23 protein-coding genes are annotated in these 26,916 nt (G+C 61.9%); 5 read left to right on the top strand and 18 right to left on the bottom strand.

What is annotated here, in order from left to right; translation table 11 throughout:
• Nucleotides 1-39: 39 nt before the first annotated feature.
• Genes ABWV89_RS11995 through ABWV89_RS11955 form a run of 9 tightly spaced genes read right to left on the bottom strand, consistent with a single transcriptional unit; the run spans nt 40 to nt 9,398 of the window.
• Nucleotides 40-1,101, bottom strand: coding sequence for a protein-glutamate methylesterase/protein-glutamine glutaminase (locus ABWV89_RS11995; RefSeq protein ID WP_353396990.1), 1,062 nt, complete (start codon nt 1,099-1,101; stop codon nt 40-42).
• Nucleotides 1,098-1,631: a chemotaxis protein CheD gene (locus ABWV89_RS11990; protein WP_353396988.1), complete on the bottom strand. Its 534-nt coding sequence runs from the start codon at nt 1,629-1,631 to the stop codon at nt 1,098-1,100. Before ABWV89_RS11990 ends, ABWV89_RS11995 begins: the two co-directional genes overlap by 4 nt.
• Nucleotides 1,628-2,443 (bottom strand): CheR family methyltransferase, encoded by an 816-nt coding sequence (locus ABWV89_RS11985; protein ID WP_353396986.1) that lies wholly within the window; start codon nt 2,441-2,443, stop codon nt 1,628-1,630. Before ABWV89_RS11985 ends, ABWV89_RS11990 begins: the two co-directional genes overlap by 4 nt.
• A complete protein-coding gene (locus ABWV89_RS11980; RefSeq protein ID WP_353396984.1) occupies nt 2,440-2,961 on the bottom strand; it encodes a chemotaxis protein CheW in 522 nt (173 codons plus the stop codon). The genes ABWV89_RS11985 and ABWV89_RS11980 overlap by 4 nt, the downstream gene beginning before the upstream one ends.
• Before the next feature lie 43 nt (nt 2,962-3,004).
• Entirely contained in the window at nt 3,005-5,404 is a 2,400-nt protein-coding gene (locus tag ABWV89_RS11975) for a methyl-accepting chemotaxis protein (protein WP_353396982.1), read from the bottom strand.
• Between the two features lie 11 nt (nt 5,405-5,415).
• Nucleotides 5,416-7,614 carry a chemotaxis protein CheA gene (locus ABWV89_RS11970; RefSeq protein WP_353396980.1) on the bottom strand — a complete coding sequence of 733 codons (2,199 nt, stop codon included), beginning with the start codon at nt 7,612-7,614 and terminating at the stop codon, nt 5,416-5,418.
• Complete coding sequence (locus tag ABWV89_RS11965; protein ID WP_353396978.1) at nt 7,611-7,928, bottom strand: STAS domain-containing protein; 318 nt, start codon at nt 7,926-7,928, stop codon at nt 7,611-7,613. Before ABWV89_RS11965 ends, ABWV89_RS11970 begins: the two co-directional genes overlap by 4 nt.
• A 10-nt stretch (nt 7,929-7,938) precedes the next feature.
• Nucleotides 7,939-8,310: a response regulator gene (locus ABWV89_RS11960; RefSeq protein ID WP_353396976.1), complete on the bottom strand. Its 372-nt coding sequence runs from the start codon at nt 8,308-8,310 to the stop codon at nt 7,939-7,941.
• 23 nt (nt 8,311-8,333) lie between these two features.
• On the bottom strand, nt 8,334-9,398 hold the full coding sequence (locus tag ABWV89_RS11955) for a methyl-accepting chemotaxis protein (protein WP_353396975.1): 1,065 nt from the start codon (nt 9,396-9,398) through the stop codon (nt 8,334-8,336).
• A gap of 325 nt (nt 9,399-9,723) precedes the next feature.
• Here ABWV89_RS11955 and ABWV89_RS11950 point away from each other — a divergent pair, with 325 nt between their 5' ends.
• Nucleotides 9,724-10,719: a 2-dehydropantoate 2-reductase gene (locus ABWV89_RS11950; RefSeq protein ID WP_353396973.1), complete on the top strand. Its 996-nt coding sequence runs from the start codon at nt 9,724-9,726 to the stop codon at nt 10,717-10,719.
• Between the two features lie 35 nt (nt 10,720-10,754).
• Here ABWV89_RS11950 and cynS read toward each other — a convergent pair whose 3' ends face one another.
• The 9 genes from cynS to urtA form a co-directional block, all read right to left on the bottom strand.
• Nucleotides 10,755-11,198, bottom strand: coding sequence for a cyanase (cynS, locus tag ABWV89_RS11945; RefSeq protein ID WP_353396971.1), 444 nt, complete (start codon nt 11,196-11,198; stop codon nt 10,755-10,757).
• Nucleotides 11,199-11,374: 176 nt separating this feature from the next.
• Nucleotides 11,375-12,415, bottom strand: a complete 1,041-nt coding sequence (locus ABWV89_RS11940) for an aliphatic amidase (protein ID WP_353396969.1) — start codon at nt 12,413-12,415, stop codon at nt 11,375-11,377.
• 196 nt (nt 12,416-12,611) lie between these two features.
• The gene (locus tag ABWV89_RS11935) at nt 12,612-12,965 is read right to left on the bottom strand and encodes an FmdB family zinc ribbon protein (RefSeq protein WP_353396967.1); all 354 of its coding nucleotides are present in this window, start codon (nt 12,963-12,965) and stop codon (nt 12,612-12,614) included.
• A 133-nt stretch (nt 12,966-13,098) separates the two neighbouring features.
• The gene (gene fmdA, locus ABWV89_RS11930; RefSeq protein ID WP_353396965.1) at nt 13,099-14,325 is read right to left on the bottom strand and encodes a formamidase; all 1,227 of its coding nucleotides are present in this window, start codon (nt 14,323-14,325) and stop codon (nt 13,099-13,101) included.
• Nucleotides 14,326-14,400: 75 nt separating this feature from the next.
• The gene (urtE, locus tag ABWV89_RS11925; protein ID WP_353396963.1) at nt 14,401-15,090 is read right to left on the bottom strand and encodes an urea ABC transporter ATP-binding subunit UrtE; all 690 of its coding nucleotides are present in this window, start codon (nt 15,088-15,090) and stop codon (nt 14,401-14,403) included.
• Between the two features lie 11 nt (nt 15,091-15,101).
• Nucleotides 15,102-15,845 (bottom strand): urea ABC transporter ATP-binding protein UrtD, encoded by a 744-nt coding sequence (gene urtD / locus ABWV89_RS11920; RefSeq protein WP_353396961.1) that lies wholly within the window; start codon nt 15,843-15,845, stop codon nt 15,102-15,104.
• 59 nt (nt 15,846-15,904) lie between these two features.
• On the bottom strand, nt 15,905-17,116 hold the full coding sequence (urtC, locus tag ABWV89_RS11915; protein WP_353396959.1) for an urea ABC transporter permease subunit UrtC: 1,212 nt from the start codon (nt 17,114-17,116) through the stop codon (nt 15,905-15,907).
• A gap of 56 nt (nt 17,117-17,172) precedes the next feature.
• Nucleotides 17,173-18,087 carry an urea ABC transporter permease subunit UrtB gene (gene urtB, locus ABWV89_RS11910; protein WP_353397529.1) on the bottom strand — a complete coding sequence of 305 codons (915 nt, stop codon included), beginning with the start codon at nt 18,085-18,087 and terminating at the stop codon, nt 17,173-17,175.
• Nucleotides 18,088-18,251: 164 nt separating this feature from the next.
• The gene (gene urtA, locus ABWV89_RS11905; protein ID WP_353396957.1) at nt 18,252-19,523 is read right to left on the bottom strand and encodes an urea ABC transporter substrate-binding protein; all 1,272 of its coding nucleotides are present in this window, start codon (nt 19,521-19,523) and stop codon (nt 18,252-18,254) included.
• Between the two features lie 284 nt (nt 19,524-19,807).
• Here urtA and ABWV89_RS11900 point away from each other — a divergent pair, with 284 nt between their 5' ends.
• The 4 genes from ABWV89_RS11900 to ABWV89_RS11885 all read left to right on the top strand — a co-directional run bounded on the left by ABWV89_RS11900 (nt 19,808) and on the right by ABWV89_RS11885 (nt 26,842).
• Complete coding sequence (locus tag ABWV89_RS11900) at nt 19,808-23,227, top strand: hybrid sensor histidine kinase/response regulator (RefSeq protein WP_353396955.1); 3,420 nt, start codon at nt 19,808-19,810, stop codon at nt 23,225-23,227.
• Nucleotides 23,220-24,140, top strand: coding sequence for a response regulator (locus ABWV89_RS11895; RefSeq protein WP_353396953.1), 921 nt, complete (start codon nt 23,220-23,222; stop codon nt 24,138-24,140). Before ABWV89_RS11900 ends, ABWV89_RS11895 begins: the two co-directional genes overlap by 8 nt.
• A gap of 157 nt (nt 24,141-24,297) precedes the next feature.
• Nucleotides 24,298-24,903, top strand: coding sequence for a cyclic nucleotide-binding domain-containing protein (locus tag ABWV89_RS11890; RefSeq protein WP_353396951.1), 606 nt, complete (start codon nt 24,298-24,300; stop codon nt 24,901-24,903).
• A 238-nt stretch (nt 24,904-25,141) separates the two neighbouring features.
• The gene (locus ABWV89_RS11885) at nt 25,142-26,842 is read left to right on the top strand and encodes a class I adenylate-forming enzyme family protein (RefSeq protein ID WP_353396948.1); all 1,701 of its coding nucleotides are present in this window, start codon (nt 25,142-25,144) and stop codon (nt 26,840-26,842) included.
• Nucleotides 26,843-26,916: the final 74 nt, after the last annotated feature.

The raw sequence follows: 26,916 nt of genomic DNA, 5'->3' as shown, positions 1-26,916 counted from the left end.
CCATGATTTTAGCCGGCTTGCGTGGCAATGACCACCCGCTCAGCCGCGTGCGTCAAAAGCGACGATGTTCTCGGCCACATGGTGCAGCGGCACCACGCGGTCCACCGCCCCGAGCGCTACCGCCTCCTTGGGCATGCCGTACACCACACAGGTGGTTTCATCCTGCGCCACGGTGCGGGCGCCAAGGTCGTGCATCGCCTTCATGCCACGTGCGCCGTCGTCGCCCATGCCGGTGAGGATGATGGCCAGCGCATCCCTGCCGGCACAATCCGCCGCGGAGCGGAACAGCACATCCACCGAAGGCTTGTGGCGATTGACGGGAGGCCCGTCAGCGATGGCCACAAAATACTGGCCCGCCGCCTTGCGCAGCTGCATGTGCCGCCCACCCGGTGCAATGAGCACCTGTCCACGCTCGAGCCGGTCGCCGTCTCTCGCCTCCTTGACCCGCATGGCGCACAAGGTGTCCAGGCGCTGGGCATACATGGCGGTGAATTTCTCCGGCATGTGGAGCACAACGGCCATGCCCGGGCAGTCGGCCGGCAATCCCGTCAGCACCGATTCGATGGCCTGGGTGCCTCCGGTGGATGCTCCGATGACCACCGGTTTGTTCACCGACAGCGCGTGGAGCACCGCAGCGGGCGCTTTGGCAGCGGCGGCCGTGCTGGCCGGCCCTGCCACAGGCGCACTCACCCGCCTGGGGCGTGCCCGCGCGGCGGACTTGAGTGTCTGGGTCAGCTCGCGCCGGGATTCCTCGAGGAACTGTTTGAGGCCGATTCGGGGCTTTGCCACCACGGCCACCGCACCGGCAGCGAGCGCATCGAGCGCCATTCGGCTGCCATCGGTCGTCAGAGTTGAGCAGATGACCGTCGGGATCGGGCTGCTGTCCATGATCTGCCGCAGGAACGTCAAGCCGTCCATGCCAGGCATCTCGATGTCGAGCAGCAATACGTCAGGCGGCCGCTTCTCGATGGCTGGCTTGGCCAGCAGCGGGTTGGGAGCACTGCCGATCAGCTCCAGCTCGGGGTCGCCCTCGAGCAAGTGCATGATGGTCTGCCGCACCACGGCGGAATCATCCACCACATAGACCTGAATGCTCATCATTCTTCTCCCTGAATGGGTGTGGCACTGACGTCAGGCGCACCGTGCCCGACCATCCAGCGGACCCGGCGGTAGACTTCACCGCCGACGTCGGCATGCACGATGTGAATGTGCTTGCGCTGCAAGGCGTGCATCACCCATGCAACATTGTTTGCGCCCACATGGGTGCGGCGGTACAAGGTAGGAAACTGGTTTCCTCCACCGTAGACGTAGGCATGGCACATGCCGGGGTTGACACCCACGGACATCAACATGTCTTCCATGGTCTGCAGCGCCACCGAACCGTGTGCAGCGTTGAGGTGGCCGGAGCCCCCTCGCACGCCCACATGGACGATATGGCACATCGCACCAATGGTGCGGCGAGGGTCGGTGAGAATGACCGACACACAAGAGCCCAGCAAAGTCTCCAGGCGCTCACCCGCCATGGCCGTGGCCACCTGTCCCGGGTGCACCACGTACACCCGGCCAAGCGACTCCTGCTGCAGTATGGCCTGATCAGTGCGCCGGCGATAGCTCGAGACGAGCGCGTTCATTCGTCGGCCTCTTTGCGGAACGCGCCGGGGCCGAGCGGGGTGAGACGTGTTTTTGTCTTGACGCGGCCTTCAGCCGTTCCGATGAAGAACAGCCCTCCCGGCTTGAGCCTGGACGTGACCCGTTCGACCACTTCCACTTTTGTCGGCCCATCGAAGTAGATGAGCACATTGCGAAGAAAAACCACATCGAACGGACCCAGATCCTCAATCGGCTCGGTCAGGTTCAGGCGCCCGAAGTGCACGTTCTCCCGCAAGGTGGGCTTGATCTGCACCAGGCCTTCGGATTCGCCCTCGCCCTTGAGACAATAGCGCTTGAGCCTTTCGTCAGATACCTCGCGCATGCGGTCTTCCGGAAACACCGCCTGCGTGGCGGCGCGCAAGACGCGGTCGCTGATGTCTGTGCCCAGAATCGACCAGTGAGGATCGATCGTGCCCTTGCGTTGCAGGTCGCCCAGGAGCATGGCAATGCTGTAGGCCTCGTCGCCAAAGGAGGACGCGGCACTCCAGACCGAGACATTGCGCAGCTTGCGCTCGATCAGGTCGCGCTCCATCAGGTCGAAATGAGGCTGCTCGCGAAAGAAGTAGGTCTCGTTCGTGGTCAGCAGATCGATGGCCATCTGCAGCTCGCCGCCCGCCTGGGGCGAATCGATCAGGCTCACGTACTCATCGTAGTCTTCCATGCCCAGGCGCTGGATGCGCGGGGCCAGGCGTGAAGCGATCAATGGCTTTTTGCTGTCCGGGAAGGACAGGCCGCAGATCTCGTGCATGAGGTTGACGATCTTGCGGAAGGTGGTGTCACGCAACGGGGTCATGCGGCCACCGCTTCCTGCGCGCTTTCGCAAAGCCGCGCCATGTCGTCCACATCAAATGCTTTCTCCGGATCCAGAATCGTGACGAACTCGCCATCGATCTTTCCGATGCCGAAGATGAAGTCCCGTCGCACGGTCGTTCCGAAACCCGGGGCTGGCTCGATGCTGTCGGTGGGCACATCCACAACCTCGCTCACCGAGTCGACCAGCAAGCCGATCTCTGCCCGCTCTCCGTTTCGGGAGGCATCGAAGATCACCACGCAGGTCTTCTTGCCCACCTGGCCCAGCGAACGGCCAAAGCGAGAGTGCAGGTCGATCACCGGCACCACGGCTCCGCGCAGGTTGATCACTCCGCGGACAAACTCCGGCATCAGCGGCACCGAGGTGATGGAGCCGTACTGAATGATCTCGCGCACCGACCCGATGTTCATGGCGAAAGTCTCCTGGCCCAGGTGAAAGGTCAGCACCTGGGTGGTGTCGGTTTCCTGCTCGTCAGGCAGGGTCACTTGGTCTGTGCTCATGAATGAGCCTCCCGTTCTGGCTGTTGAAGGGCCGGATCTGGTTTCAGTAAGGGCGGAAGTTGCCGGAGGCGGCGAGCTCTGGCGCAGGCGCAGTGCCCATGCCGTTGAGACGCTTGGCTGCACGCGCAGGCGCTGCGCCACGGCCTTTGGCACTTCCGTGACCATCGTCCCGGGCGTGGCCACTGCCCTGCCCGTTGCCGAAGAAGGAGACCGCCTGCAACAGCTGCCCGGCCTGACCGGAGAGTTCTTCCGATGTGGCTGCCAGCTCTTCCGAAGCCGAGGCGTTTTGTTGGGTGGCCTTGGACAACTGACCCATCGCACCACCAATCTGCGTGACCGACTGACTCTGCTCGGTCGATGCGGCGGCAATTTCCTGCACCAGCTCGCTGGTCTTCTGAATGGACGGCACGATTTCGTCGAGCAGCTTGCCCGCCCCTTCGGCGGTGGAGACACTCTTGTCAGCCAGATTGCCGATTTCCTTGGCCGCTTCCTGGCTGCGCTCAGCCAGCTTGCGCACCTCGGCAGCCACCACGGCAAAGCCCTTGCCATGTTCGCCCGCACGCGCCGCTTCGATCGCAGCGTTCAGGGCCAGCAGGTTGGTCTGGTAGGCAATGTCGTCGACGATGCTGATCTTCGCTGCAATCTGCTTCATGGCGTCGACCGTCAGGGTCACGGCCTTGCCACCGTCACTGGCTTCCTTGCTGGCCTTGGTGGCCATGCCGTCGGTGACGCGGGCGTTATCGCTGTTCTGGGAGATGGAGGCCGACATCAGGTCCACCGACGATGTGGTTTCTTCCACTGACGAAGCCTGCTCACTCGCTGCCTGCGACAGGCTTTGAGCCGTGGCACTGACCTGGTTGGCTGCGCCATTGAGCGCATCCGCTGCGCCGCGCACTTCCTCAATGATCTCGGACAGCTTCTCGCTGCTGGCATTGGCATCGTTCTTGAGAACTTCGAACACGCCTGAGCAATCACGCTCGATGCGCTGGCTCAGATCGCCGTTGGACAACCCGCTGAACACACGGCCGACGTCGCCAAAAATTTCGCTGGTGGTCTCCAGCAAAGAGTTGATGCCCACGCACAGCTCGCGCGGCGCACCGGACTTTCCGTCCAGCGGAATGCGCTGATCCAGATCGCCGTCCTTGGCCGCACCGGTGACGGCTTGTGCCTGCTCCACCACCAGGGCCAGCATGTCGGCCGCCTTGACCTGCTCGGTCACGTTGGTGGCGTACTTGACCACTTTGAACGGCTTGCCGTTCATGTCCATGATGGGGTTGTAGCTGGCCTGGATCCAGATGTCTTTGCCGAACTTGTCGATGCGGCGATAGCGACCCGAATCGAACGTACCCTGTGCCAGTCGCTCCCAGAACTCGCGATAAGCCGGTTGCGAGCGCTCCGCCGGGTCCACAAACAGGCTGTGGTGCTTGCCCTTGATCTCTTCCAGGCGGTAGCCCAGCGTGGCCAGGAAATTCTCGTTGGCGGTCAGGATGTTGCCCTTGAGATCGAACTCGATCACGGCCTGCGCCTTGCTGATGGCCGCAAGCTGACCCTCGTAGTCAGCACTCTGCAGTTTCTGGGCAGTGATGTCGGACGCGTACTTGACGACTTTGAACGGCTTGCCGTCAAGATCGAAGATCGGGTTGTAGCTCGCCTGAATCCAGATCTCCTTGCCACCCTTGCCAAAGCGACGGTACTGGCCAGCATCGAACTGACCACGGCCCAGCTTTTCCCAGAAAGCGGTGTACTCCGGGCTGGCGCGGTAGGCAGCATCGACAAACAGGCTGTGGTGCTTGCCCTTGATTTCTTCCAGCGCGTAGCCCAGCGCCTGGCAAAAGTTCTCGTTGGCGGTGAGGATGTTGCCCTTGAGATCGAACTCGATCACGGCCTGTGCCTTGCCGATGGCACTGAGCTGGCCCTCCCAGTCGGCTGAGCGCAGGCGCTGCGCCGTCACGTCGGTGGCAATCTTGACCACCTTCACCACTGCGCCACTGTCATCCTTGACGGCCGCATAGGTGGCCTGGATCCAGATCGGTTTACCGCTCTTGGTGATGCGCTTGAACTCGTCGACCTGGTTCTGACCGGCATTGAGCGCTTCCCAGAATGCGCTGTACTCACGCGACTCACCGTATGCCTTTTCGACGAACATGCGGTGATGCTTGCCCTTGATCTCGCTGAGCTCGTAGCCCACTGTCTTGCAGAAGTTCCGGTTGGCCGAAATGATGGTGCCATCGGGCTCGAACTCGATGAAAGCATAGCTCGTGTCAATGGCGGAGAGAACGCCTGTGGCCTGATTGCTCAGTTCCTCGTGCGCTTGCTCGGTCTTGGCCAGCTTGGCCTTGGCCGCTTCGAGCTTGCCGCTCTGTTCGTCCAGCTGCGCACCGAGCTGCTTGAGTTCTTCTCCAGCGAAGAGGCGTGCGGTCCAGGAGTATTGTGGGGTTGTCATGTGGTTTCTCCTCAAGAGAAGGTAGGGGTTTCAGCAATGGTTGGGGACTTGGATTGGGCGGCTCTCGCCTTCGGTGGCGGGGCACCGGTGGCACCTGAACCCGGCGGGTGGGTGGTCAGTTGCCAAAGGGAAGCCACGTCACAGATGAGCGCCACATCGCCGTTGCCCAGAATGGACGAACCGGATACGCCGCGCAGACTTTGGAACAGGCGCCCCAGCGGTTTGATGACCGTCTGGTGCTGCCCCATGAGTTGATCGACCAGAACGCCATAGCGCTCCATGCCCGATCGGATGACGACCACACTCGCTCGCGCCGGCGGCGGGGATTCCAGGCCGTAGAGCGAGCGCAGGCAAACCAGCGGCAGCACCTGGCCTCGCAGCTCGGCCACGCCGCGCCCGCGGTGGTCGAGCTCACTGGTGGTCGGACGGTTCTCGATCACTTCCACCACCGCATCGAGCGGGAAGATGAAGCGTGAGTCACCCACGCCAACGAGGAAGCCGTCGATGATCGCCAGCGTCAACGGCAGCCGGATCTCGATGGTCGAGCCTTTGCCTTCAACGCTGGAAATCTGGACCTGACCGCGCAGCGCTTCGATGTTGCGACGGACCACGTCCATGCCCACACCACGGCCAGAGAGGTTGGTCACCTGTTCGGCGGTTGAGAAGCCGGGCTCGAAAATCAGCTTGAGGATGTCGGCGTCGGCAGGCGTGACATTGCGGTCGACGATCCCTCGATCCCACGCCCGGGCCAGCACTTTCTCACGCGAAATGCCACGCCCGTCATCCACAATGCGGATATGGATGCTGCCTGACTCATGGCAGGCACTCAGGGTCAGCTTGCCTTGCGCCGGCTTGCCAACAGCCTCGCGTTGTGCCGGGCTTTCCAGCCCATGGTCCAGCGCGTTGCGCACCAGGTGCATGAGCGGATCGGCGATGCGCTCGACCACCGATTTGTCGAGTTCGGTGTCGCCGCCGACAATCTCCAGCTGCACGTCCTTGCCCAGCTCGGCTGCCGTGTCGCGCACCACTCGCCGAAAGCGAGAGAAGGTCTCGCCGATCGGAACCATGCGCAGTTGCAAGGTGCCATTGCGGATCTCTTCGATCAGCGAGTTGATCTGGTCATTGGCTTCAACCAGGGTACCCATGCCCGACTGACGCGCCAGCATCTGGGCGCCGGCGCCGGCGATCACCAGCTCACCGAGCAGGTTGATGACGTCATCAAGCCGGTCGGCCTGCACACGGATGAAGCGCTGCTCGCCCACTGCGGGGGACGAGGCTTTGGCGTCGCCGCGGGCCGCTGTTGCCTGGGCAGGTGGGTTGGCCTTTGACTCGCCCTTGACCGCCGTGGCAGCCTTTGTCGCCCCGCCAGAGATTTCTGCTGCTGAAGCAGCGGCACTCGCAGAAGGCTCGGCGTTGGCCGTGGCAGCAGGTGCGCTGCTCTTCTGTGGCGGCTGGATCTCCAGCGTGCAGTCTTCCTGCACAAAGGTGAAGGCAGATTCGATGGCGGCCTGGTCAGCATCGGTGTCCAGATCAAACTGGAAGCCCAGGTGGCAGCTCTCGGGGTCCATCGGTTCCAGTGCCGGCACATCGTCCACGCGGCAAACCATGTTGCTCACGATGCCAAGGCCGCGCACATAGTTGAGGATGGCCATCGGGTCCATACCGTTGCGGAAGGTGTCGGCATGGAACCGCACATCGATGTGCCAGCGACCATGCCCTTCGGTAACCGCCTCGGCCGTCGTCGCTGCAGAGGCTTCCTGCCCCTCATCGGTGCCGGCATCTGCCCCGCCGCCTTGGTCTCCACTGAAACGCATGAGGCTTTGTTCCAGCTTCGTGCGATGCGCATGGGCATCGTCGCTGGGCCCTTTACCACTCTGCGCCTGATCGATCAGTGCCCGGATCTGGTCGTTGCATTGCAGCAGCAAGGTGCTCATGTCCGGGGAGAGGCTGACCAGCCCGTCGCGCAGGCGATCGAGCAAGGTCTCGACGTGGTGGGTGAAAGCCACCACCTCGTCCAGCCCGAAGATGCCTGCCGAACCCTTGACCGTGTGCGCGCAACGGAACAGGGCGCCTAGCAGGTCGCTGTTTTTCGGGTCATCTTCCAGCTCCAGCAACAGCTGTTCAATGCTCTCGAGCTGCTCGCCCGCTTCGCTGATGAAGGCTGGCAAGGCTTCAAGAATGAAGCTGCGATCGGCATCTTCCTGGCTCATGCCGGGTCTCCTTTCACGGTTCGCTCGGCCAGCCAGTCGGCCAGCCCCAGCGAGGCACATGCCTCGGACAGGACGTTTGAGGGATTGAGCAACTGCAAGCGTCGCTGCATGCCGGCCAGTGATTTGTCCAGCGCCAGCATCAGTTGCACACCGGCAGCGTCGGCCTGACCCACCGCATGGGCGTCCAGCGCCCAGGTCGCATCTTGCGAACCGGGTTCATCGGCGGTCTGGGTCAGCCAGCCCTGGCACAAGGGCTTGAGCTCGCCGACCGTGTAGATCGTCACTTCATCAGGAAGCGTTCTTGGCATTTCCATGTCAGGCCTTTCAGGGCAGGATGAGCTTGGAGACGGCGTCGAGCAGTTGTGGCGGATTGAACGGTTTGCAAATCCAAGCCTTGGCACCCGCAGCCCGGCCCTGCTCTTTCTTCGCGTCCTGTCCTTCGGTGGTGAGCATCACCACGGGCGTGAACTTGTGCCTTGGGTGCTTCTTCACCTCGGTCACGAAGGTGATGCCGTCCATGTTGGGCATGTTCACGTCGCTGACGATGAGGTTGACCTTGCCGGCCTTCTCAAGCTGGGCAAGTCCTTCCTTGCCGTCGCCGGCTTCAATCACTGTGTAGCCCGATCGCGTCAGGGCAAGCTTGACGACAGTGCGCAATGAGCTTGAGTCGTCGACAATCAGTATGGTTTTGGACATGGGGAACTCCCTGCAAGGGCCTTTCAGAAGAACGTGGTTTCGCTGGTCGAGCCGGTGGCTCCGCCTGTGGCGCCAGTGGATGCATTGCGCTGCTCGTCGGTGGTGTAGCCAGCGCTGAGCATGGCGGTCCAGACTTGCGGATCGGGCACATCACCCTGCTCGACCGATGCGATCAGTACACGTGCTGCCTCTTCCATGGAGCTGCGTACCTGATCGAGGATCTGCTGGACGCGATCCTGAAACTGGAAATTGATCATCATCTGCTCGACCTGGGCGCGCACGTTCAAGCCACGCTCGCGCAGATCGGACGCACGCGCATTCAGGTCCGACACGGCACCATCGACCTGCGAGATGACGTCATTGACGATCTGTCCGGAGGACTGCACGGCCTCCGCGTCACGGCGCGCATGTTCATCGGCGTCGCCAATGACTTTTTCCATGCGTGAGCTGAACTTGGTGACCTGATCGGCGATGCTCTTGCCGGTAGACCCGGATTCGCCCGACAGCCTGCGCACCTCTGCCGCCACAACCGAGAAGCCTCGGCCACTTTCTCCGGCACGCGCAGCTTCAATGGCGGCGTTGATGGACAACAAATTGGTCTGGCGAGCCAGCTTGCTCACGTCTTCGGCCATGTTGGCCAGACTCTCGGATGCGGTGGAGAGCGAACGCACCGAATTCATCATGCCGTCGCGCGACTCGACAAAGCTGCCGAAGTTGTCGAGCAAGGTGCGCAACTGCTTTTCACAACGGGCCAGCATCGATGCCCGCTGATCGACCTCTTCTGACGTCAGCTCATCGGTACCACCCATGCCGGGCGACACAATGTGATCCAGCTCTTCCAGAATGCCGGCAAAACCTGCGAGCAAGCTTTCAGTGGCGTCACGCATCTGATCCTGCGCCGTACCAATGTGCATGGCCCACAAGCCAGTGGCTTCAGACACGCGCTCGGCCAGTTCCCGCATCTGGTCGTCGCCCGCTGCGGGTGACTGACCAGACCGCATCCGGTCCAGCGGATGCATCAGCCAGGAGGCCAGGCCGGCGGGTAGCCGACTTGCCAGACTTTCGTTTGCGTTGTGTAGCAGACTCATACCAAAGTGCTCGATATTCAGGTGAAGGTCATTCGACTTTCATACCAAGCAGTTCACCTCGGTCGCCAGAGGTACTCATTGAGCTGAAAGCCAGTCCGGCTGCGGCTTTGCGCCGACTCACCGGTCTGAAACTTATCGGCGGAGAGTCCCGAAAGCTTGAGGCCTGGCGTTAGCAAATTGACTACCGCCGGTCAACCGCACCCCCGTCAGATTTCGCACAATGTGGCTAAGGAGCAGCCTTCAGTTATTACTGGAGCTCAGGCACCCGAAGCGCCGGCTTCATTGGTACCATGTGGCACCGATCGGCAACCCCATTTCGATTTGCATGCAGGCCTCAACCGACCACACCCACAAGTCGTCCCCCTCCGTCCTCATCATGGGCGCGGGCAGCGTGGGTTGTTATGTGGGCGCTTGTCTGCAAACCGCTGGTGCTCGCGTGCAATGGGTGGGTCGCCCGCGTGTGGTTCGCGCGCTGCAAGAGCAAGGCTTGCGCATCACAGACATGGACGGGCGGGACGCTGGCCTGAAACCGTCCGAGCTCGTACTGCACACTCAGGTGCCAAAGGACATCCGTTTTGATTTGGTGCTGTTGTGCGTCAAGAGCGGTGCCACGCAAGAGGCAGCACGCCAGCTGGCCGATGCCTTGCCCGCGCAGACACCCGTGCTCAGTTTGCAGAACGGTATCGACAACGCGGACCGCGCTCAGCTTGCAGCACCTTCACTTCATGTGATTCCGGCCATGGTTCCCTTCAACATCGCCGCTTTGTCAGCGACGCACTTTCATCGTGGCACCACTGGTCGGCTGGCAGCCGAATCCGCGGCAGGGCTGAAGCCATGGCAGCCCATTTTTGAGCGTTCGGGTCTGGGGCTGGACTTGCATTCCGATCTGGCACCTGTGCAATGGGGCAAGCTGCTGCTCAACCTGAACAACCCGGTCAATGCCCTCTCTGGCTTGCCTCTGCGCGCCCAATTGCTGCAAAGAGAGCACCGCCTCGTCTTCGCCGGCCTGATGGAAGAAGCGCTCGATGTGCTGACCAGGGCCGGTATTGCACCTGCTCAGCTCACGCCCTTGCCCTGGCGGCGGCTGGTGCAGGTGCTTCGGCTACCCAACTGGCTGTTCCGACTGGTCGCAGCGCGCATGCTGCGCATCGACGAACACGCGCGCTCGAGCATGGCCGATGATCTGGCCGCAGGACGACGCACAGAGATCGATGCGCTGTGTGGCGCCGTGGTTGCACTGGCGAGTTCGACGAACGACCATGCACCGCGCAACGCCGACATGGTGGGCAGGATACATGCGGCCGAAGCACCTCCCGGCTGACCCTCGAACGAGCAGCGGGAAGGCGAGACCTTCGATCAGTAGGTCTTGTAGGGCAGGAACTTGCCTGACATCACCACATGCACTCGGTCACCTTTGGGGTCGGGTTCGCGCGTGATGTCCATGGAGAAGTCGATGGCGCTCATGATGCCGTCGCCAAACTCCTCGTGAATCAGCTCCTTGATGGTAGGTCCGTAGACGTTGACCAGTTCGTAGAAGCGGTAGATGAGCGGGTCAACCGGCTGCGTGGGAGAAGCCGCACCTTTGGACGGCACCACCTGCAGCCACTTCTGCTCTTCAGCATTGAGGCCAAAGATCTTCCCGACCACCTTGGCCTGTGCAGCTGTTGCCGTCATCTGACCCAGGCACAGTGCAGTGGTCCACTCTTTCGACTGCTTGACCTTCTTGGCCACATCAGCCCACTGAATACCCTTGGCGACTTTGACGCTGATGATTTTCTCTGTCACATCCAGACGGTTCACGGTGTACTCCTCCGAAGCTGATCAAACAATTGAATGTGCCGGACCAAGCATGGCCCATGCAGACAATGCAAGGAATACGCCAACCGGCCCATGCCAGCGCGCACCATGAGAGTGCGCTCACGCAGCCGCTGTAGCGTTCTTTCGGAAAGCACAAGGCAAAAGTGCGGCGGCGCATCCTACTTGTACCCTGCCGTTGACGGATTCGGGATGCCCTCGATCGGACACTCTTCTGTGCCCACCATCGGCCGGGTGATCGCTTCGACCGCCTTTTGTGTGCCCTCAGGGTCGTTGACCCATTTGCCATAGAACTCGTACGGGCAGGCAGCGGCGCCCTTGTCGCCATCGCGCGAGTTGATCATGCCGGTGTAACCGCGGTGCAGCAGCTTGAACAAGTGGTTCTCACTCTGCGCGTTCTTGCGGAAGTCGCGGATCAGGCTTTTGGACAAGGCGGCGTATTGCACCCCGTTGTCTTCTTCACCGCACTCACCCAGCGTGCGGCCATCGAAGCCGATGAGCGCGCTGTGGCCGAAGTAGCTGTAGACACCATCAAAGCCCGAGGCATTGGCCACCGCCACATAGCTGTTGTTGGCCCAGGCCATGGCCTTGGCCATCAGCACCTGCTGGTCCTTGGCCGGGTACATGTAGCCCTGGCAACGCACAATGAGCTCGGCGCCCTTCATCGCGCAGTCGCGCCAGATCTCGGGGTAGTTGCCGTCGTCGCAAATGATGAGGCTGATCTTCAGCCCCTTGGGCCCGTCGCTCACATAGGTGCAATCGCCGGGATACCAGCCCTCAATGGGCACCCAGGGCATGATCTTGCGGTACTTCTGAACAATCTCGCCCTGGTCGTTCATCAGGATGAGTGTGTTGTACGGTGCCTTGTAGGGGTGTTCCTCGTGACGCTCACCAGTGAGCGAGAACACGCCCCACACCTTGGCCTTGCGACAGGCCTCGGCAAAGATATCGGTCTCATCACCGGGAATGGTCGAGGCCGTGTCGTACATCTCCTGGCTGTCGTACATGATGCCGTGGGTGCTGTACTCCGGAAAAATCACCAGGTCCATGCCCGGCAAACCCGACTTCATGCCCACCACCATGTCGGCAATCTTGCGCGCGTTGTCCAGCACCTCCGCCTTGGTGTGCAAGCGCGGCATCTTGTAATTGACGACCGCCACACCCACGGTGTCAGCGCTGCTGGAAATGTCACCATGCATCATGGCAATGCTCCTATTGAATCCACCGGATACACCTCCGGTAAAAGAAACTTCTCAATATCGCCAGCCCGAGACACTCGCCCAAAGCCGACTCAAGTGAGTCGGCGCAGACAAATCCCAGGGCGCCGCGGGTCCGGGTCCCCCGGCCCGCCACGCGCCGTCCCCCAGTGGGGGAAGCCGCGCAGCGGCGCAGGGGGCGTCAATGTGAAATCATCCAGGGCCGCTTCGAAGGAAACGACTTCGCCCCATTCGCCGCCGTCACCGTGGTGCTCTTGCTGCCGCTTCGCCCCGCACCGCTGCAGCAACCGCATCCCGCCGGGTGCCGCAAGCGCTGGTAATCGCGCGACGACTTCGGTTCGTGGCTGGCGCGCTCGTTGGTGGCGATGGCGTTGCGCGTCGATCCGCTCATGAGCGCCAGTCGTGGCGCGCTCACGAACACGCGGGTCGCTGCTGTGCCACACGCCGGGCAGTGGCAGGGCTCATTGCGGTCGGCCAGAGAGCGGATGGCTTCGAAACCGCCGCAGCTTGGGCAGTCGTAGTCATAGGTGGGCATGAGAGAGCTCCTGAAAGAAGGGGGTCTGCCTTGGCTCGATAGCCGCCCCTTGGCGTGAGCGAGGTGTGAGCATCAGCACACACCTCGGAGCCGGCTTCGCCGGGCCGTCGGTGTGGCCCTCTTGCGGGGGACCTCAAACATCCGGCGAGATCGGCATGTCGATGCTGCCGTCCAGATGCTTGACCGGGCCTGCTGCGCTCGGGTTGATGTCGAAGTCGAAGATGGCCGTCGGCAACCACAGCGTCGCGCAGGCGTTCGGCACGTCCACCACGCCGCTGATGTGGCCTTGCACCGGCGCAGTGCCCAGGATGGAATACGCCTGCGCGCCCGAATAGCCGAACTTCTTCAGGTACTCGATGGCGTTCAGGCAGGCCTGGCGGTAGGCCACGTTCACGTCCAGGTAGTACTGTTTGCCGCTTTCGTCAACGCTGATGCCTTCAAAGATGACGTAGTCGTCATACGTGGGCTTGATCGGGCTGGGCTTGAAGATCGGGTTCTTGATGCCGTACTTGGCCATGCCGCCCTTGATCAGCTGCACCTTCATGTGCACCCAGCCGGCCATTTCGATGGCGCCGCAGAAGGTGATCTCGCCGTCGCCCTGGCTGAAGTGCAGATCGCCCACCGAGAGGCCGGCGCCTTCCACATAGACCGGGAAGAAGATCTTGGAGCCGCGCGAGAGATCCTTGATGTCGCAGTTGCCGCCGTGCTCGCGTGGTGGCACGGTGCGGGCGCCAGTGGCCGCGGCCTTGTCTTTCGCATCACCCGTGAGTTTGCCCATGTGGGCGGTGCCGGCGAACGGCGGGTTGGCCAGGCCACTGGTAGCCGGGTCGGAGTCGATGAGCGCCTGTTCGCGCGTGTTCCACATCTCCAGCATCTTGGGGTCGGGCAGGCAACCGATCAGGCCGGGGTGGATGAGACCGGCGTACTTCACACCGGGCACGTGGCGCGAGGTGGTGAACATGCCATGGAAATCCCAGATGGATTTTTGTGCCAGCGGAAAGTGCTCGGTCAGGAAGCCGCCACCGTTTTGCTTGCTGAAGAAGCCGTTGAAGCCCCAGAGGCTGTCGTCCTTGGCGCCAATGTCCAGCAGGTCGACCACCAGCAGGTCACCAGGCTCGGCACCTTTGACACCCACCGGGCCAGAGAGGTAGTGCACCGTCGTCAAGTCGATGTCACGCACATCATCGGCACTGTCGTTGTTCTTGATGAAGCCACCCGTCCAGTCGTAGGTCTCCAGCACGAAGTCATCGCCCGGGTTGACCCAGCAGGCCATGGGGATGTCCGGGTGCCAGCGGTTGTGCACCATTTCATTGGAAGGGGCGGGTTGGTTCAGGTCGACCTTGATGAGGGTTTCAGGCATGACGTTCTCCTTGTGAGGGCACGGGTGGAAAGAGTGAAGAAGTGGTAGGGATGCAGGACGGCGATCAGCGGTGCGTCACACCGACAGATAGCTCTTGATGCGCGCTTCGTCGGTGTTCTCGCGAGCGGTTTCGTGCACGAGGCGGCCACCTTCGATCACGAACAGGCGATCAGCCACATCCATCGCAAACGACAGCACCTGCTCGGAAACGACGATGGTCAGCTCGCGCATCTTGCGAATCTCGTTGAGCGCCTTGGCGATGTCCTTGATGATCGAAGGCTGAATGCCCTCGGTAGGCTCATCGAGCAGCAAGACCTTGGGGTCCGTGACCAACGCTCGGGCGATGGCCAGTTGCTGCTGCTGGCCACCAGACAGGTTGCCGCCCTTGCGCCGACGCATGTCCCACAACACCGGGAACAGTGCGTAAATCTCCTCGGGCACACTGCGCACTTTGGCGTTCTCCAGGCCGGTCTGGATGTTTTCTTCCACGGTGAGCGTCGGGAAGATCATTCGGCCCTGCGGCACGTAGGCAATGCCCTTGGCCACACGACGAAAGCTCTCGTCGCCCGAGACATCCTGCCCGGCCACAGTGACCTCACCGCTCTTGGTGGGCAGGATGCCCATCAGGCTCTTGAACAGCGTGGTCTTGCCCATGCCGTTGCGGCCCATGATGGCCACGGTTTCGTTCTTGTTGCCTTCGAACGAAATGCCGTGCAGCGCCTCGCTCTGGCCATAGGCGACAAACAGATCTTTCACTTGCAGCATGATGATTTCCTTCAATGGCCGAGATACACATCAATCACTTTGGGGTCTGCCTGCACCTGTTCCATGGGACCCTCGGCAAGGATCTTTCCCTGGTGCATGACGGTGACCTTGTGGGCGATCTTCTTGACGAATTCCATGTCGTGCTCGATCACGATCACTGCACGGTTGTTGCAGATGCGGTGCAGCAGCTCGGCGGTGAGGTCGCGCTCCTTGGCGCTCATGCCGGCAATGGGCTCGTCAAGCATCAGCAGCTCTGGCTCCTGCATGAGCAACATGCCGATCTCCAGCCATTGCTTCTGGCCATGCGAGAGCAAGCCTGCTTCCGTCTCCAGCTTGTCGGCCAGCCCGATTTCCTCCGCCACCGACTGCACCGTGGTCTTGACTTCTTCGGTGCACTTGAAGGCCAGGGCACCAAACACCGACCGGCCTGACGGATACGACACTTCCAGGTTCTGGAACACCGACAGGTTCTCGTAAATGGACGGCGTCTGAAACTTGCGCCCGATGCCTTTACGCACCCGCTTGTGTTCGGCCAGGCCGATGATTTCCTCGTTCTGGAACTTGATGCTGCCCTTGCTGGCGCGGGTCTTGCCGCAGATCAGATCCAGCAGGGTGGTCTTGCCAGCGCCGTTGGGGCCGATGATCACGCGCAACTCGTTCTTGTCGACATAGAGCGTGAGGTCGTCGATGGCCTTGAAGCCGTCGAAGCTGACGGTCAGGTCTTCAACCGAGAGGGCAAAGTCGGTGTTGCTCATGGTGGTGTGTCCTTTGGCGGTGCAATGTGGCGAGCGGGGTCTTCGTCAGGGCGAGTGGTTCAGGCACCCTGACCATGCAGGCCTTTGGGCATGTCGCCACCGGGCTTCTTCGCCGCTTCGTCCGCAGGTGGCAATGGCATCGCCTCTTGCTCCTTGCGCCGACGATCGCGCTCGGCTGCTTCCTTGAGGGCCACCTGGCGGCCGCGCCACCATGGCACCACCTTGCTCTCCCACAGACCGGCCAGGCCCATCGGGAAAGCCATGGTCACGCCTATGAACAGCGCCGCCATCAGGAACAGCCAGGCATCAGGGAAAGTCTCGGAGAACAGCGTCTTGCCGGCATTGACCAGCAAGGTGCCGTACACCGCACCGACCAGACTCATGCGGCCGCCGACAGCAGCAAAGATCACCATCTCGATGGAGGGCACGATGCCAACGAAGGAGGGCGACATGAAGCCCACCTGCAGGGTGAACATGGCGCCGCCAATGCCCGAGAGCGCAGCGGCCAGACAGAAGGCAAAGGTGCGGAAGTTGGCGACGTCGTAGCCCGAGAAGCGCACGCGATCTTCCTTGTCACGCATGGCCAGCAGCAGGGTGCCCAGCTTGGAGGTCTGGATCCAGCGGCACAGCACGATGGAGCCGATCAGCAAGGCCACGCACACGTAGTACAGGATGTACTTGGCGCTGTCGGTGCGGGTGTCCCAGCCGAGCAAGGTCTTCAAGTCGGTGATGCCGTTGACGCCGCCGGTGTAACCCTGCTGGCCGATGATGAGCACCGTGAGGATCAGCGCCACCGCCTGGGTGATGATGGCGAAATACACACCGCCCACCCGACGCTTGAACATGGCAAAGCTCACGATCCAGGCCAGCAGCATGGGCACCGCCACCACGGCAATCAATGAGAACGGCAAGCTTTTGAACGGCAGCCAGAAGGTGGGCAGCTCCGTGATCTGGTTCCAGTCCATGAAGTCGGGGATGCCGGGGGTGGACTGGATCTTGGTGCTTTCCGGATCAGAAGCCTCGAGCTTGAGGAACATGGCCATGGCGTAGCCGCCCAGGCCAAAGAACACACCCTGCCCCAGACTGAGGACACCGCCGTAGCCCCACAGCATCACCAGGCCGATGGCCACGAAGGCGTAAGTCAGGTACTTGCCCACCAGGTTGAGGCGGAAGATGTCCATGGACATGGGCAACACCACAGCCAGCAGCAGGGTCAGCAGAAACAAGCTGGCCAGCTGGTAGCGGGTGATCCATTGCTTGAGTGCGTTCATGAGAGGGCTCCAGAGAGATCAAAGAATGTGAATTCGACTCGGGTTCATGCATGCCCTCAACGGCGAACCTTGCTGGCGAACAGGCCTTGGGGCCGCACCATCAGGATCAGCACGATGAGCGAGAGCGTGAGCACCTTGGCCATGGAGCCGGCCAGGAAGAACTCGGTGATGGACTGGGTCTGTGCAATGCCGAAGGCAGAGACCACCGTGCCCAGCAAGCTGGCTGCGCCGCCAAACGTCACCACGAGGAAGGAGTCGACGATGTAGAGCGAGCCGGAGGTCGGGCCGGTGGAGCCGATGGTGGTGAACGCAGCACCAGCGACACCGGCAATGCCGCAACCAATGGCGAAAGTCAGCCGGTCGGTCTTCTTGGTGTCGATGCCGATGGCGTTGGCCATCACGCGATTGCTCACCGTGGCACGCACCCGCAACCCCCAGCGGCTCTTGTTCAGCGCAATCAGGACCACGATGGTGACCACTGCGGTGAGCGCCAACACGAACATGCCGTTGATGGGAATGTCCAGGCCTTCGGAAGGTGCCCACGAACCCATCAACCAGTCGGGCAAGGTGGGACTGACTTCCTTGGGGCCGATGAAGGTACGGAAGACTTGCTGCAAGCCCAGGCTGACACCCCAGGTGGCCAGCAGCGTGTCCAGTGGCCGCTTGTAGAGATGGCGAATCAATCCCCACTCCAGCAACCAGCCGGCAATGAACGCAAAGATGAAGGCCGCGATGATCGCGACCGGAAAGTAGTAGGACGTCGCGGTGCCGCCCAGTTGCTCCGCGAAGAGGGAGCCCATGTAAATGGTGTAGGCGCCGATCGTCATGAACTCGCCATGCGCCATGTTGATCACACCCATCTGGCCAAAGATGATGGCCAGGCCGAGACCCATGAGCAGCAAAACGGCAAACAGGCTCAAGCCCGCAAAGCCCTGCATCACACCGATGTTGAGCATGTCGTTAAAGGTCAGATCCATGGGAATCTCCAGGCAGGAAGAGGTGCAACGAGAACAAGAGCCGCCATCAAGCCGAGGATGCGGCGGATCCGGGTTCCCCGGTCCGCACGCATCGCCCCCTTGAGGGGGTCACGGCGCTACCGCGCCGTGGCAGGGGTGGACCAAGTCCACGGGGGTGATCACTGATACCCCTTGGGGAACGGATCCGGTTTGATCAGCTCCGGCGATTCGGACACCACCTTGAAGGTGCCGTCCGGCATGCCCATGGCAATGCGCGACTTGCTCCACAAATGGTGGTTCTTGTCCAGCTTCACGTAGCCTTCCGGTGCCGTGGTCAGCTCGATGCCCGTCTCGGAAGCGGCCACGACCTTGTCCACGTCGAAGCTGCCTGCCTTTTCCACCGCCGCCTTCCACAGCCATGGCCCCAGGTAACCCGCCTGCGTCACGTCGCCGATCACGGCGTCTTTGCCGTACTTGGCCTTGAAAGCCTCAACAAACTTTTTGTTGTTGGGGTTGTCCAGGGTCTGGAAGTACTTCATCGACGAGTAGAAGCCGGCGAAGTTCTCGCCACCCACACCGGTCATCTCATCTTCTGTCACCGACAGGGTCACCAGCAGCTGCTTGGAGCCGATGATGCCGGCGGCCTTGAGCGCCTTGTAGAAAGCCACGTTGGAGCCACCCACGACGGCGGCGAAGATGCAATCAGGCTTCTTGAGCTTGATCTTGTTCATCAGCGAGCCGAAGTTGGTGCTGCCCAGCGGGTAGTACTCTTCGCCGACCACGCTTCCCTTCTGGAAGTTCTCGATGTGCTTGCGCGCAATCTTCATCGAGGTGCGTGGCCAGATGTAGTCGGAGCCGATGAGGAAGAAGCTCTTGGCACCCTTTTCCTTCTTAGCCCAGTCCAGGCTGTACAGAATCTGCTGCGTGGCTTCCTGTCCGGTGTAGATCACGTTCTTGGACTGCTCCAGGCCTTCGTAGAAGGTGGGGTAGTACAACAAGCCGTTCTCTTTCTCGAACACCGGCAGCACGGCTTTGCGGGAAGCAGAGGTCCAGCAGCCAAACACGGCGGCGCAGCGGTCGTTGATCAGCAGCTTCTTGGACTTCTCTGCAAATGTTGGCCAGTCGGAAGCGCCGTCTTCCTTGATCACCTTGATCTTGCGGCCCAGTATGCCGCCCATGGCATTGATCTGGTCAATGGCCAGCTGCTCGGCCTGGATGGAACCCGTCTCCGAAATCGCCATGGTGCCGGTGGACGAGTGCAGCTGGCCCACCGTGACTTCCGTGTCGGTGATCGCCAGGTTGGTGGTGTTCACCTTGGCGGTGGGCTGGGCAAAGCTGAACGCGGGCAGGGCGCCCGCCACCGAGGCAACACCCAGCATCTGCAACACGCGCCGGCGGGCTGCGTCAGGGGTTTCGATCTGGATGTGGTTCGGATCATTGACATTCTTCATGGGGAACTCCTGAGACGAAAGGGGAAGGAACTGAAGGGACGATTCCGGTAGGGAGAGGTGAGAGGAGAAGACCGGCGTTGAGCCGACTGGGTCTCAGATTAGGGAAATCCCGCTTCGCATCACATACGTCAAATAACGTAGGGACCGGCCGTGGGATCGCATGCACCATGAAGGCGCACGTGGGAAAGCATCACAGCCGACCACGTGAGAACGCTTCTTGCTAGAGCCTTGTTTCGCCCGTGGACAAGCTTCCGCGGGCATGGCAAGGCACCAGGACCCCGCGCATGAGCGAAGCACGCACCATTCCGATCACGCCGCAGCAGATCTTTGGATCACGTCGCCGCTACAACACCTGGGTAGCCGACGAGACCATGGAGGACTACGCACTGCGATACACGCCGCGCAGCTTTCGCAAGTGGAGTGAATGGCGGGTAGCGAACACGGCTTTCGGCTCGCTCTCGTTCCTGGCACTGGAAGCGATCGGTGGTGCCATTGCGGTCAACTATGGCTTTGCCAACACGGTATGGGCGATCCTGGTCGTTGGCCTCATCATCTTTTTCACAGGCCTGCCCATCGCCTACTACGCCGCACGGCACGGGCTGGACATGGATCTGCTCACGCGCGGCGCCGGCTTTGGCTATCTGGGCTCCACCATCACGTCGCTCATCTACGCGATCTTCACCTTCATCTTCTTCGCGCTGGAGGCGGTCATCATGGCCTTGGCGCTGGAGCTCGCCACCGGCTGGTCCACACCCATTTGCTACCTGCTGTCGTCTCTGGTGGTGCTGCCACTGGCCATTCGCGGCATCACCCTGATCTCACGCCTGCAGGCCTGGACCCAACCGCTGTGGCTGTTCCTGCTGTTCCTGCCTTTTGTGTGGATCGCGCTGGACCAGCCCCACCTCTACCGTCAGTTCACGGGCTTGTCAGGTCTGCGTTCGGGCAGCAGTGAGTGGCATCCGCTGATGTTCGGCGCCGCCTGCACCGTCATCTTTTCTCTTGTCGTCCAGATCGGCGAACAGGTCGACTTTCTGCGCTTTCTGCCTGAGCGCACGCAGGAGAACCGCTGGCGCTGGTGGGGCGCGGTGCTGGTGGCCGGCCCGGGCTGGATCTTCATGGGCATGCTCAAGATGATCGGCGGCGCGTTCCTGGCCTTTGCCGCCATGCAATTCGAAGTGCCGCCCGAGCGCACCGCCGAACCCACGCAGATGTTCCTCGCCGGCTTCTCCCAGGCGGTCGGCGTGCCGGGTGTGGCTGTGTTCATGACGGTGGTGTTCGTCATCATTTCGCAGGTCAAGATCAATGTGACCAACGCCTACGCCGGCTCGCTGGCCTGGTCCAACTTCTTTGCGCGCCTCACCCGCAGCCACCCTGGCCGCGTGGTGTGGCTGGTGTTCAACGTGGCCATCGCCACACTGCTGATGCTGCTCGGCGTGTTTGGTGCACTGGAGAAAGTGCTGGGCCTCTACAGCAACGTGGCCATTGCCTGGGTGGGCGCATTGGTGGCGGACCTTGTCATCAACAAGCCACTGGGTTTGAGTCCCAAGGGCATTGAGTTCCGCCGCGCCTACCTTTACGACTTCAACCCGGTGGGCATGGTCTCCATGATCGTGGGTGCCGGATGCGCGGTCGTCGCCCATGTGGGCTTGCTTGGCGAAATGGCCGCCGCCTTCTCGCCCTTCATCGCCTTGGGTTTGTCGCTGTTGCTCTCGCCTTTGCTCGCCTGTATCACCAAAGGGCGCTACTACATTGCACGACAGCCGCAACATGCCTGGGCACCCGCGACACACGTGAAGTGCGCCGTGTGCGAAAACGAGTTCGAGTCCGAAGACATGGCCATGTGCCCGGCCTATCAGGCGCCCATTTGCTCGCTGTGCTGCTCACTCGAGTCCCGGTGCCACGACCGCTGCAAAACCCAGGCGCGCGCGTCCGATCAGATGCGGCATTGGATGGGGCTGCTGCTGCCGGAGTCTGTCGCCGCCAAGATGAACTTCCGGGTGGGGCAGTACATCCTGGTCTTTGCCTCCATGGTCTTCGTCATGGCTTTCATGTTCGGCGTGGTGTTCGTGCAGGAAAGCCTCTACGCCGGGCAGGACTTCGCGCTGCAACTGCCTTTTATCAAGGTCTTCTCATTGCTGGTTCTGGTGGCAGCTGTCGCCGCCTGGTGGGTGGTGCTCACCACCGACAGCCGACGCGTGGCGCAAGACGAGTCCGAGCGCCAGACGCAAAGACTGCTGCAGGAGATTGATGCCCACCGCCGCACCGACCAGGAGTTGCAGACAGCGCGAGACCGGGCCGAATCGGCCAGTCTGGCCAAGACCCGCTATGTGGCAGGCATGACGCACGAGTTGCGCACCCCTCTGACGAGCATCATGGGCTACGCACAGGTCTTGCTCAACAGCGAGGAACCAACACCCTGGGTTCGCGAGAAGGTGGCGACCATGCAGCGCGCCAGCCAGCACATGAATGTGCTGATCGATGGTTCTCTGGATCTGGCACGCATCGAAGCCAGTCGTCTCAAACTCGATGTCGCTCCACTGCCCCTGCCCACGCTGCTGGATGACGTCGAACGCATGGTGAGGCCTCAGGCAGAAGCCAAAGGCCTGCATTTCTCTGTCGAGGTCGTCGGCGACGTGCCTGGATGGATCAGGGCAGACGCGAAGCGCCTTCGCCAGATCCTGATCAACCTGCTGAGCAATGCCGTTCGGTTCACCTCCGATGGCAGCGTCACGCTCAAGCTCAATTTCCGCCAGCAGGTCACCCGCATCGACGTGATCGACACCGGCATCGGCATTGCGGAGCAGGACCAGCAGCGCATCTTCCTGCCCTTCGAGCGGGGCAGCGCAGGCCGCCGATCGTCCGAACCCGGGACAGGTCTGGGCCTGACCATTGTTCACCTGTTGACCGACATGATGGGCGGCGACCTTTCGTTGAGCAGTGTGCCCTGCAAAGGCAGCACGTTCAGCTTGCGGCTTTACCTGCCCAGAATTCTGGACGAAATCCCCGATCAGGCCGTGCAGCGGCCAGACCGGCTCTCTCCGGTGACGGGCTACGGGGGGCGCAGGCTCAATCTGCTCATCGTCGACGACCAGCCATTGCACCGACAGCTGCTGGCTGGTCTGCTTGTTCCCCTCGGCTTCAACATCCAGGAAGCCGCCAGCGGCGAAGAGTGTCTCGAGATCCTTGAGCAGGGCGGCCCCGACCTGCTGTTGCTGGATATCACGATGGACGGACTGGACGGGTGGCAAACGGCTCGGGCAGTGCGCATGCGGCTCACGCCGGAGCAACTCCCCATCGTTTTTGTTTCAGCCAACCTGTTTGACAACCAGCCGGATGCCATTGGATCTGTGGGTGCGCAGGGCTTCGTCGCCAAACCGGTCATGGAGTCGGAACTTCATCTGGCTCTCGAGCGGGCGCTGGGCATCCAGTGGCTGCGATCAGGCGATGGCGAAGAGGTCCTGAAACCAGCACATCCGACTGGCCGGGCCGCTGTGCAGGCCCCCTTGCCTGAAGCCATGCGCGAAGAGCTGCTTCGCCTGGCGCGGCAAGGCCGCGCCACAGCGCTTCGTCAACGACTTTGGCAGGCGCAGGGCCACTCTCCTGCACTGTCGGCAACGCTGGCCGAGCTTCAGCTGTATGCAGAACGCTTCGATTTCGACACCCTGGTCAAACGCCTGCAACCCTCCGAGTTCGCCGATGACTGAAATGCCCAATACTTCCCATTCCTTCGCCCCGCTTCACGAGCAACGTCTGACGTTGCTGGTGGTCGACGACGATCTCGACACGCTGCGCCTGCTGTGCGATGCCTTGCTGGCTGAGGGCTACGAGGTACTGGCTGCACGCGACTGTGAAGAAGCGCTCCAGCGGCTCGAGATCAATGTGCCAGACGGCATATTGCTGGATGCCGTGATGCCCGGCAGGGACGGATTCTCTCTGTGCGAACAGATCAAATCGACGCCCGCCTGGACCCACATACCAGTGGTCTTCATGACTGGCCTGTCAGAAACCGAGCAGGTGGTTCGCGGGTTTGGTGCCGGCGGCGTGGATTATGTGGTCAAACCATTGCGGCTGCCGGAAGTCATGGCCCGCATTGCCACACATTTGCGAAATGCCCGTGTGGCCCGACTCGCCCAGCAAGCCGTCGACGTGGCCGGGCTCGGCACGGTACTGCTCGATGCGCACAGACGGGTTTCATGGTGCTCACCAAAAGCTCAAGAATGGTTGCAAGCCCTGGCTGCTCCGAGAGAGTCGGTCACCGTGCAGGCCCACCCCTGGCTGCTCGAGGTCTTGCGTTCGGGAGAAGCGAGCACCCCTTGTCCCGGCGCAGGTGTGCTCGCGGGGCGATATCTGGGGGAGAGCGGGCCGGGCGAATCCCTCGTCCTGCTGACCATGGCACCCACCAACGCCAGCCTTCAGCGGCTGCAGAACGTGCGGCTGACGCCGCGCGAGTCAGAGGTGCTGTCCTGGCTGGCCAAGGGCAAAACCAATCGCGACATCGCCGATATTCTCGGCATGAGTCCACGGACCGTGAACAAGCACCTTGAACACATTTTCGAGAAGCTGGGCGTTGAAACGCGCTCCGCAGCCGCCGCCATCGCCGGTCAGCTCCTGGCATAGCCACGTCGTGCAGACACCTGAGTCCAAGAAGACCCGGCAATGCCAACGAGTGTCTTGCTGCATGGCGGTCACGCCACATCGTCCCCCGGTTGTGGCGTGACATTTCCACTGGTCTGGGAAACAATGGGTCAATCTCTGGTCGCGCAATGCACGCCCCATGTCCCTCTTCGACCGCGTTTTCAAGCACACCGGCTCTCCGCCTCCCGAGGCGCTGAGTGCGAGTGCGCGCGAGGATCAGGTCGGCAATTCATCCGCCGCACACGAGGCTGCCCGGCTGCTGTGTGCCCCGTCGGCCCTGGGCCAGCTCGGTGAAAACGAGGCGCTGACCGTCGTGAGCTACATGGTGCCCCAGATTTTCCGGCGGGGTGACACGCTCATCGCCGAAGGCGAGAAGCGCGATACAGGCTTCATGCTCCTCATCCTCACAGGTGAGGTCACGGTGGAAACACTCACGGTCAGCCGCAGGGCCGCCCGCACCGTGACCGTGCTCGGACCGGGCAGCATCATCGGAGAAATGGCCTTGCTCGACGGTGCCGCCCGCTCAGCGTCCTGCCTCGCCACCAGCCGGGTCATATGCGCCGCTTTGTCCCGCACCGCGCTGGAGAAAATGATCAGCGAGTCCCCAGTGGCCGCGGCCAAGCTCATGACAGCCCTCTCCCAGCGCATGGCCGAACGGCTGCGCGACAGCAGCGAGAAGCTGCGCCTCTATGCCCAACTGGTCAACACCATGCAGGGCGAGATCGACAAGGCACTCCCGGAGTAAACCTCCGGGCCGGCCCTGGCCAGACCCGAGGGTCGTCTGGCCGCAACACTCCCACCACCACTCACCCCGCGATTCCGGCCGTCAGTCGCCGCACGAGCGGGGTGGCGCGCCTGTACAAGGCGTGATATCCATCACACTGGATGCTGGTCAGTCCGGCCCAGCCATGCCAAGGCACAAGGGGCCATGATGGTGTGATCGGAAGGCAAACATAAGGCCGGAAGGCCTGAAGGGAGACGTGATGGCCACTGGAGGCATCCAAAACCGGATTCTGCGCTGGGTGCTCGACCAGCTGCGCACTGCCAGAACGGTGGCTCGGCTGGCCTACCGGCTGTACGGCAAGCGGACTGCGCTCATAGACCGCCGGGGCGCCTGGACCTATCGCCAGCTGCAAGACCGCGTGCTGCGCCTGAACGCCTGGATGGAAACCGAGGCGGGCGTCCGGCATGGGGACATTGTGTTCACCTGGCTGCCCGAAACAGGCGAGCAGTACGAAGTGCGACTGGCCACCTACGAAAACGGCGCCAAACTGGCCATGTTCCACCAGTTTCTCAGCGCCCAGGGTGTGCTCGCCATGCTGGAAGAGCTCCGGCCTGGCGTGTTCATTCACGATCCCGCGCTGACGGCGAACATTCTTCCGACCATCATTGAGCGCTTCCCCGACATGCGTTTGCTGGCCATCGGCCAGGAATACGAAGCGGCCCTGGCAAGGCACAAGCCGCGCCAGGGCACAACGCCCGTCAATGAAGACGACGTGTTCTCGCTGCACATGACCTCTGGCACCACTGGCCTGCCCAAGACCATCGGTTACAGCCACCGAAAGTACCTGGACAGCATCCGCCTGATGGCGCGTTCGCTCGACTTCAGCAAACCCGCCAAAGGTGCCGACGTGAACATGATCGGCCTGCCCATGACCGGCCCTGGTTCCGGCATGGTCTTGCCCACCTTGCTGGCAGGCGCCGCCATGGTCATGCCGGAGGACTTCCGCGCCGAAACCCTTCTGCAGCTGATCGAGACCCATCGGGTCACGCGCGCCTATTTCTCGCCTTCCGGTCTGGTTGATCTGGTCGACATGCCGGGCGTCCGCGACTACGACCTGTCATCACTGCGGCTGATCGCCTACGGCTCGGAGATGATGCCCGCGCCCAAGCTGCACGAGGCCATCGAGTTGCTGGGCCCCATACTGCAGCAGGGCTATGGCTGCTTTGAGGCATTGCCGCCCATCACCTGGCTGATGCCTGCCGACCATGTCGACAGCCAGGGCAAGCCCGCCAGTCATGAAGTGCTGTCATCTGTCGGCTCCATCACGCCAGGCGTGGATGTCGTGGTGCGCGATGCAAACTGGAACCCTTTGCCGGCGGGGCAGCAAGGTCAGATCACTGTTCGCACACCGGTCCAGTTCAATGGCTACTGGCCCAGCCGGTCCGGCATGACGGCCAAGACGGCCGAAACCTTGCGTGATGGCTGGGTCGTCATGGGCGACATCGGATACATCGACATGGCCGGGCGCCTCCATGTGCAGGGCCGCATGGCAGACCTCATCACCCGCAATGGCCTGAGCGTCGCTCCTCGCCAGACCGAAGAGGCAGCGCACGGCCATCCTGCCGTCAAGGAGACCTGTTTCGTACAGGTCGATGACCGTGCAGTGCTGGTGGTGAGCTTGCGCCGCGACTGGCAAATGAAAGACGCTCCGGCAGTGGCTCAGGCACTCATGCAGCAGTTGCGCGACACACTTGAGCCATCTGCCGTGCCGGACGACATCGAAGTCGTGCCGGAAATCCCGCGCAGCTTCCTTAACAAGATGTTGCGCCGCGAGGTGCGCATGATGCTCTCGCCTGTCGTTCATGACAATGAAAACAGCAGCAGCAGGAATAGCAGTGGTAGCAGCAACAACACCCACCATCAGGATCAGACCACCGTACTGCGCACTGTCCTGACCTGAGTCTCTTCCCCTCGGGTCCGGTGCGCCAGTCGTGCCGGGCCTCTTTTTCCTCTTTCCCTTCTTCCTCTAACGAC

Source organism: Hydrogenophaga sp. 5NK40-0174, from assembly GCF_040372165.1.
Taxonomy (GTDB): Bacteria; Pseudomonadota; Gammaproteobacteria; order Burkholderiales; family Burkholderiaceae_C; genus Hydrogenophaga.
The sequence above is the reverse complement of the archived record's forward strand: the minus strand, read 5'-3'. Positions and strand labels throughout refer to the sequence as shown.